The sequence below is a fragment of the Microcoleus sp. POL10_C6 genome (assembly GCF_036701585.1).
Lineage (GTDB): Bacteria > Cyanobacteriota > Cyanobacteriia > Cyanobacteriales > Microcoleaceae > Microcoleus.
In genome coordinates this window covers 21092-28013 of sequence record NZ_JAUBRB010000012.1, presented here as the reverse complement: position 1 = coordinate 28013, position 6922 = coordinate 21092, and the positions used below count along the sequence as shown (strand labels likewise).

Sequence of the window (6922 nt, the reverse complement as noted above, 5' to 3'; positions counted from 1 at the left end):
AATTTAAAGGACATCAAGATGCGGTAGGGAGTGTCAGTTTTAGTCGCGACGGCAAATACATCGCTACGGCATCATGGGACAAAACAGCCCGGTTGTGGGATGTCACGGGTAAGTTGATACAAGAATTTAAAGGACATCAAGAAGGGGTATCGAGTGTCAGTTTTAGTCGCGACGGCAAATACATCGCTACGGCATCATGGGACAAAACAGCCCGATTGTGGGATGTTACGGGCAAGCTGATACAAGAATTTAAAGGACATCAAGATGCAGTATTTAGTGTCAGTTTTAGTCCCGACGGCAAATATATCGCTACGGCATCATGGGACAATACAGCCCGGTTGTGGCAAATCAGAAGTTTAGATGAAATGCTGGTGCAAGGCTGCGATTGGCTGCACGACTATTTGCAGAATAATGCTGATGAAAGCGAGAAACACCTCTGCGATGAGATTAGTGCTCAGAAAAAATGATTAGCCAATCAGTCGGTAGGTGCAAATAAACCTGACCGTGTAACAGAATGTAAAGCGATCGCAACTTTTGCGAATGCTGCATTTCACCCGCCATGACAGATTTACCGCAGGGGGTCCAGAAACCGGGTTTTTTACGAAAAGACCAGTTGCAGCGCGCACACTCGGTAAAAAACCCGGTTTCTTTGGTGTGGCGTAAGTCCTGACTTAACAGAATTCTGCCTATTAAACCAGCTTATCTTCGGCAATTCCCCTATAGCAGCGGCCAAATGTGCTAACGTACAATCAAAAATCCCCCAATTTCAACTATCGCGAGACAGATAACCGTGTTCGCTCAAGCACCTCCAACTCCCAATTACAAATGGTTTAGCTGCATTTCTAGGACTGTTTTCACCGCATTGTGCCTGTTGCCTCTTTTCAGCGCTGCGGGATACGCCCAAACTCCCCAAAATAGACCCATCAAAATCGGCGTAGTGCAGCGGTTTGGCACCAAAGCAACCGACAAACTGACGCTGAAAGCATTACCGGGCGACAGCTTAACATTGAGTTACAAAACTCCTCAAGGCATAGAAACCAAAACGGCTGCTAGCGTCAAGCTAGAAATAGCCCCGAAACCTCTGGAAGCGCCATTAGTAGAAGAACGAGTTGTTCTGAGCTCCCACCGCAGTTTCGAGAGTGCAGAAGATAGCGCCAATCAGTGGCGCGCCCAGGGAATTGAGGTAGAAATTGCTCAACCTTTTCGCTGGCAAGTTTGGGCCAAAAGAGATATTTACAACTCTCCTTTGGTGCGGCGCTGGCTGTTGCAAAGTTTGCAAGCTCAAGGGAACACAACAGCTTTTTTGGATTCCAAAGTTTTTAAACAAGTACCCCAGGCATTTTGGGTTTTAAACGGCTTTCGTTTCAACCGCAATGAGTTGGATGTGACGGCCGGGAAAAATGTGATTGAGGTATTGCAACAAACCACCCAAGAAGCGACAGCTACTGAACCAGAAAAAGCAATTCAACAAACTCACCGTTATGGCGGCAGTTTGCACCTGCAAAAAAATTCTTACGGCACTTATACTTTGGTAAATAAAGTGCTGACCGAAACTTATTTGCGGGGTGTTGTTCCTCACGAAATTGGGGCTTTTTCGCCTTACGCTGCGATTGTCGCTCAAACTATTTTAGCGAGAACCTACGCCCTGAGAAATTTGCGCCGGTTTGCTGTGGATAATTATGAGTTGTGCGCTGATGTTAACTGTCAAGTTTATAAGGGTTTGACCGAGGTTTACCCGCAAAGTGATAAGGCGATCGCCCAAACGAGCGGTTTGGTGCTAACTTACGAAAATCAGCTAGTAGACGCGCTCTATTCCGCGTCTAGCGGCGGCGTGACAGCCTCTTTTAACGATGTGTGGCAGGGCGCGGAACGTCCATATTTGCGATCGATCGTCGATTCGCCTAATAATATTTGGGATTTGTCCAAGCAGAGTTTGTCTGACGAAAACAATTTCCGTCGCTTTATCAGTTTGGAAAAAGGGTTTAATGAGGAAAAAGAAGACACTTTTCGGTGGCGCGAACCCGCTTCTTTGACAGCGATTGGTGGATTTCTCAAACAGTATCTTCAGAAGAAACAGCACCCGATGGCTAATTTGAAAACTGTCACTCAGGTGGAAGTGGTAGAAAGGTCGCCCGCAGGTCGAGTTTTGCAAATGAAGGTTCAAACTGACTTGGGCCCCATCGATATCGACAAAGACGAGATTCGCAATGCTTTTTACCCGCCGATTAGCACGCTTTTTTACCTAGAACCAATTTACAATCCAGACAAAACTCTCAACGGTTATGCTTTTGTCGGAGGCGGTTTCGGGCACGGAGTGGGAATGAGTCAGACTGGTTCTTACAATTTGGCTAATTTGGGCTGGAATGGATCTCAAATTCTCAGCTTTTATTTTCCCGGCGCTCAAGTTGTGCCGCTCAGCGATAACATTACATTTTGGCGCGAATAGTCGATCGCACTCGGCATAAGAGGCGGCGATTTAATTCCCCACTACACAAACAAAGCCCGCCTTTGCGGACTAAATATCAGCCGTAAAACTTTTAGATTTTAGACTTTGGATTCTAGATTGGTTTCACAGTTAATCTAAAATCTGCCATCTAAAATCTAAAATTATTTGGTCAGCTATCTGCTCAAACAGCTATGAATTCATAGCTGGGAGTGACAGACTGCTGGCGGCTTTGTTGCAATGTTAGACACAGAAACCCGGTTTCTTAACATAATTGCCGTATTTCAGCTTAATTCTGGAAACGAGAAACCGGGTTTCTTAGGGTATCACGCAGAGCGTCCTTTCTTAGTAGAGCGATTCTTCTTGGTGAGTTTCGATCGTACAGTCAGACTTAGGATATGCGACGCAGGTGAGGACAAATCCGGCCTCGATTTGGTCGTCGTCCAAGAAAGATTGGTCGGATTGGTCAATTTCGCCTTTGGTGATTTTGCCGGCGCAGGTGGAGCAAGCTCCAGCGCGGCAAGAGTACGGGAGGTCGAGTCCTGCTTCTTCTGCAGCATCAAGAATGTAAGTATCGTCATCAACGTCAATGGTCTGGTTAATTCCTTCGGCTTCGCTGATGAGGGTAACTTTGTAAGTTGCCATGCACTAAATCCTCTCAAAAATTCAACAAGATTGATAATTTTTCCTAATGCAAACTTCAAGGCTCTATTAGCTTTGAGGTTAGGTCTTAGGTTCGTTCCCTCTATGATAGTAGGGGATAGAAGGGAGGTTGACACACTTATTTACAAAACATTTGAATGGGATTAGTTATAACTTTTTCTAATTTCATCTTGATTACTTATACCTATCTTGGGTCCAGCCTTGTGATACTGTTGCCGCAAGACTTGCGCGAAATAATCCGGTTTCCAGGAAAAATCCTGTTTTGAGCCCTACAGCACAAAAACCACGTTGTTGGTATGCGGTGTGTCGATCGAGTTTCCGCAAGACTTGGTGCAAGGCAAGTCCCAGCAGGCACTGAAATGTATAGTTAGATCGCATCAAAACTTGGGTGTTGAAGGCTCGATCGAATAAATCGCACCACAACCACAGCTTAAAATCGGGGCGATAGAACCCTAAACCCCAGCAGCGCAAGTCTGTAACTATCTAAAATCTTAAATCTCAAATCCCATGACTAATATTGATACTCGCTTTGGTTCTTCGGTTAATTCTCCAATTCGCGTGGGAATTGTGGGTACTGGTTTTGCCGCTAAGTTGAGGGCCGAGACAATTCAAGCTGATGGGCGATCGCACTTGGTAGCGGTTGCGGGCCACACCCCGGAGAAAACCGCAGAATTTTGTCAAGGCTTCGGGGCAGAAGCTGCGGTTTCCTGGCGCAAGCTGGTAGAAAGAGACGATTTAGATTTGGTGATTGTCTGTACGGTGAACCGGGATCACGGGGCGATCGTCCTGGCCGCGCTCGAAAATGACAAGCACGTTGTGGTGGAATATCCTCTATCTTTAGACGTATCTGAAGCAGAAAGGGCGATCGAACTTGCCGCCCAAAAGCAAAAACTCCTCCACATCGAACACATCGAACTGTTAGGCGGGTTGCACCAAGCAATCAAAGAATCTTTGCCCTTAATCGGTAAAGTTTTTTACGCCCGCTACATTACTATGACTCCTCAACATCCAGCGGCGCAGCGGTGGACTTATCAACATTCCCTCTTTGGCTTTCCGTTAGTTGGTGCAATTTCGCGACTCCACCGATTTACTGATTTGTTCGGGGAAGTGGCAAGCGTTAACTGTCAAGCTCAATTTTGGGACAGTCAGCCGGATTTCTACAAAGCTTGTTTGTGCAACGCACAGTTGCGCTTTGCCAATGGGGTTGTCGCTGAAGCTGTTTATGGAAAAGGAGAAACTTTTTGGCAGTCGGAAAACATTTTTACCATCTACGGAGAAACAGGAACGCTGGTTTTTACTTCCGAATCAGGTCAATTAATTCAGGGAGAAAATCGGCGCAACCTCAAAGTAGGAACGCGGCGCGGTTTATTTGCCAAAGACACCGATATGGTGTTGGAATATTTGTCAAACGGTACGCCTTTGTACGTGAATACTGCCAGTAGTTTGTACGCTTTGAAGGTGGCAGATGCTGCGAGGCGATCGAGCGAAATTAGGCAAACTATCGCCCTTATAAATTGATAAAAAGCTAGGAGAAGGAAAGTTATTTAATTTTGGGCAAAATCCAATATAACTGAGATATTGCACCGTTCTCAATTACCTATAGCAATCCTCGCTCGCATCATTTGTGTAATTCTTGTAGGGGCAAACCCCCCGTGGTTGCCCCCATGGAGCCGGGTAGGCAAAGAAAGGCATTACCCCTACATCTTTGTAAGAATCCTGGAAGGATTGCTATAGCATTCCTTCCAGGATATGAGCTAGTTTCCATCCCAAAAAGATAGGTTCAAACCGTCGAAGTCTATGAACAAGGGTAGGCATTCCGGGAGGCACGGAAATGGAATAAGCTGTGGAGCATTTAAACAACTAACGAGGCTTGTAGGGTGCGTCAGGAGTGAACACTTACGCGCTTATGCGGGAAACACTTCTGTACTGACGCACCATAATATCGTCTTTTAAATGCCGAACAGCTTATCAGCTTCAATAGTGGTATAAAAGTAATGATGGCGATGGAGCTCGCCGAAACCGCCCTGCGTTATTAATAATCTTCATAACGTTTAAAAGGCTGATGGCTCCTACTGTTCCGACTTGTGGCGGAAGGGTAGGATGGTGCGGATGCCTTGATCGATCTTTCCCCTACAAGTCACGTTTATCCATTCAGCTTCAAGGTGGCGTGATGTTAGAAAGTATGATCTGGATTTTATTAATGGGCTTTTTTGTCGGGCAGATTGCTCGACGGCTGAAAGCTCCAGCACTCGTAGGTATGGTGCTGGTGGGCATTTTATTAGGCCCGCAACTGGGGAATGTCATTAGCCCAGAGGTTTTGGCCGCTGCGAATTCCCTTCGCACCATTGCCGTGATGGTGATTTTGATGAAGGCGGGATTAGGACTCGATCGCGAAAAGCTATCCCAACAAGGAACCGTGGCGCTGCGATTAGGCTTTCTGCCAGCAGCTTGCGAGGCTATTTCTATTGCTGTCGCTGCGATGTGCCTACTTCAGTTTGATTTTTTGACGGGGCTACTGCTAGGCTGCATCATTGGCGCGGAATCTCCAGCAGTAATTGTTCCCGGGATGCTGCGGTTAAAAAGTTTAGGTTGGGGAGTAAAAAAAGGAATTCCCGATGCGATTCTGACGGGAAGTGCCTTGTCCGATGTATTGCTTTTGCTAGTGTTTAGCCTACTGCTAGCATTTCTGTCCCAAGGGAAAGCTACAGCCATTACCCTGCTGGGAGGAATCACCCTCAGCCCTCTGCAATTGCTGCCATTTCAAATCATCATCCAAATTACCTTGGGGGTGCTGTTGGGATGGGTTGCTGCTCGACTTTTGGTGTCACTATTAGTCAACCAAAACTGGACTCAAACTGCGGTTCAGGACTCCCTAGTGGCTGCTGGCTTTGCCCTAGGGCTGGTAGTATCAGCCGAACATATTCCGGTTTTCTCTGGCTATTTAGCTGTCATGGCGGCGGGGTTTTTCCTGATAGAGTTGGATGTGCCTTTAGCACGAAGATTGCGGGGTGGCTTTGACAGTTTGTGGACGATCGCCGAAATTATTTTGTTTGTGCTGCTGGGAGCCAGTATTCAACTTAATGTATTAGGCAATACCTTGCTGGTTGGTCTGTTGGTGTTGGCGATCGGGACTCTGATTGGGCGATCGCTCGGTTGGTATCTTTCCACTTTAGGTAGTAATTGGACTGGGAAAGAACGGCTGTTTTTGCTAGCAGGAAATTCCGCTAAGGCAACGGTACAGGCGGCAATTGGGGCAATTCCCCTAGCTCAGGGCATTGCTGGTGGCGAGACGATTTTGGCGATCGCAGCCCTCTCAATTTTAGTAACAGCTCCCTTGGGTGCTTGGGCAATTCCCACTTTTGCCCCCAAACTATTAGAAAAAGGCGAAGTTGACCCTACCAAAGTAGCTATTTTCGGTCGTCCAGTTTTTCTCGCCGCAGTAGACGCTTCCCCCCTAACAACAGATGTTTTAACTAAAGCCGCAGACTTAGCTCGGCGCAGTGATGGGGATGTGATTGTTTTGTATGTAGATAATGTGGGAGATCAAAGCACAAACTTACAATTACAACAACAAGCACAACGAATATTATCAGATATTCGCTATGAGTTCCTGAGTCTTTCTGGTACAGTTCCAGAGGAGATTATCCGCGTGGCGCAAGCTCGGCAAGTGGCATATATTGCGATCGGGAAACGAGGGCATCAACCTTGGGAACAAGTGCTAGTAGGTTCAGTTTCTCAAGCCGTCTTAGAAACCAGTCCTATTCCTGTCATCTTGGTGGAATCTAGTTACAAGTAATACGAAATAGGGGGTTTTTT

The 6922-nt window shown here is 46.6% G+C and carries 4 protein-coding genes, 1 pseudogene and 1 riboswitch; of the genes and pseudogenes, 4 read left to right on the top strand and 1 reads right to left on the bottom strand.

From position 1 onward, the window contains the following. Positions 1–467 (top strand): annotated as a pseudogene (locus QUA34_RS09085) (WD40 repeat domain-containing protein); the annotation flags it as partial. Positions 468–790: 323 nt separating this feature from the next. Beyond that, positions 791–2446: a SpoIID/LytB domain-containing protein gene (locus QUA34_RS09080; RefSeq protein ID WP_333385827.1), complete on the top strand. Its 1656-nt coding sequence runs from the start codon at positions 791–793 to the stop codon at positions 2444–2446. Between the two features lie 342 nt (positions 2447–2788). Here the strand turns inward: QUA34_RS09080 and QUA34_RS09075 are convergent, their stop codons facing one another. Then, positions 2789–3088: a ferredoxin gene (locus tag QUA34_RS09075; protein ID WP_106149950.1), complete on the bottom strand. Its 300-nt coding sequence runs from the start codon at positions 3086–3088 to the stop codon at positions 2789–2791. 525 nt (positions 3089–3613) lie between these two features. Between QUA34_RS09075 and QUA34_RS09070 the strand changes: the two genes are divergently transcribed. Together QUA34_RS09070 and QUA34_RS09065 are read left to right on the top strand one after the other, a co-directional pair. Then, complete coding sequence (locus QUA34_RS09070; protein ID WP_333385824.1) at positions 3614–4624, top strand: Gfo/Idh/MocA family oxidoreductase; 1011 nt, start codon at positions 3614–3616, stop codon at positions 4622–4624. 472 nt (positions 4625–5096) lie between these two features. Beyond that, a riboswitch (Fluoride riboswitch) is annotated at positions 5097–5185 on the top strand. Positions 5186–5276: 91 nt separating this feature from the next. Beyond that, on the top strand, positions 5277–6902 hold the full coding sequence (locus tag QUA34_RS09065; RefSeq protein WP_333385965.1) for a cation:proton antiporter: 1626 nt from the start codon (positions 5277–5279) through the stop codon (positions 6900–6902). The last annotated feature ends 20 nt before the right edge of the window (positions 6903–6922 follow it).

What these genes read in the sequence shown, in the direction of transcription:
- QUA34_RS09075 (WP_106149950.1), bottom strand. Translation starts at nt 3,088, where the DNA reads ATGGCAACTTACAAAGTTACCCTCATCAGCGAAGCCGAAGGAATTAAC.
- QUA34_RS09070 (WP_333385824.1), top strand. Translation starts at nt 3,614, where the DNA reads ATGACTAATATTGATACTCGCTTTGGTTCTTCGGTTAATTCTCCAATT.
- QUA34_RS09065 (WP_333385965.1), top strand. Translation starts at nt 5,277, where the DNA reads ATGTTAGAAAGTATGATCTGGATTTTATTAATGGGCTTTTTTGTCGGG.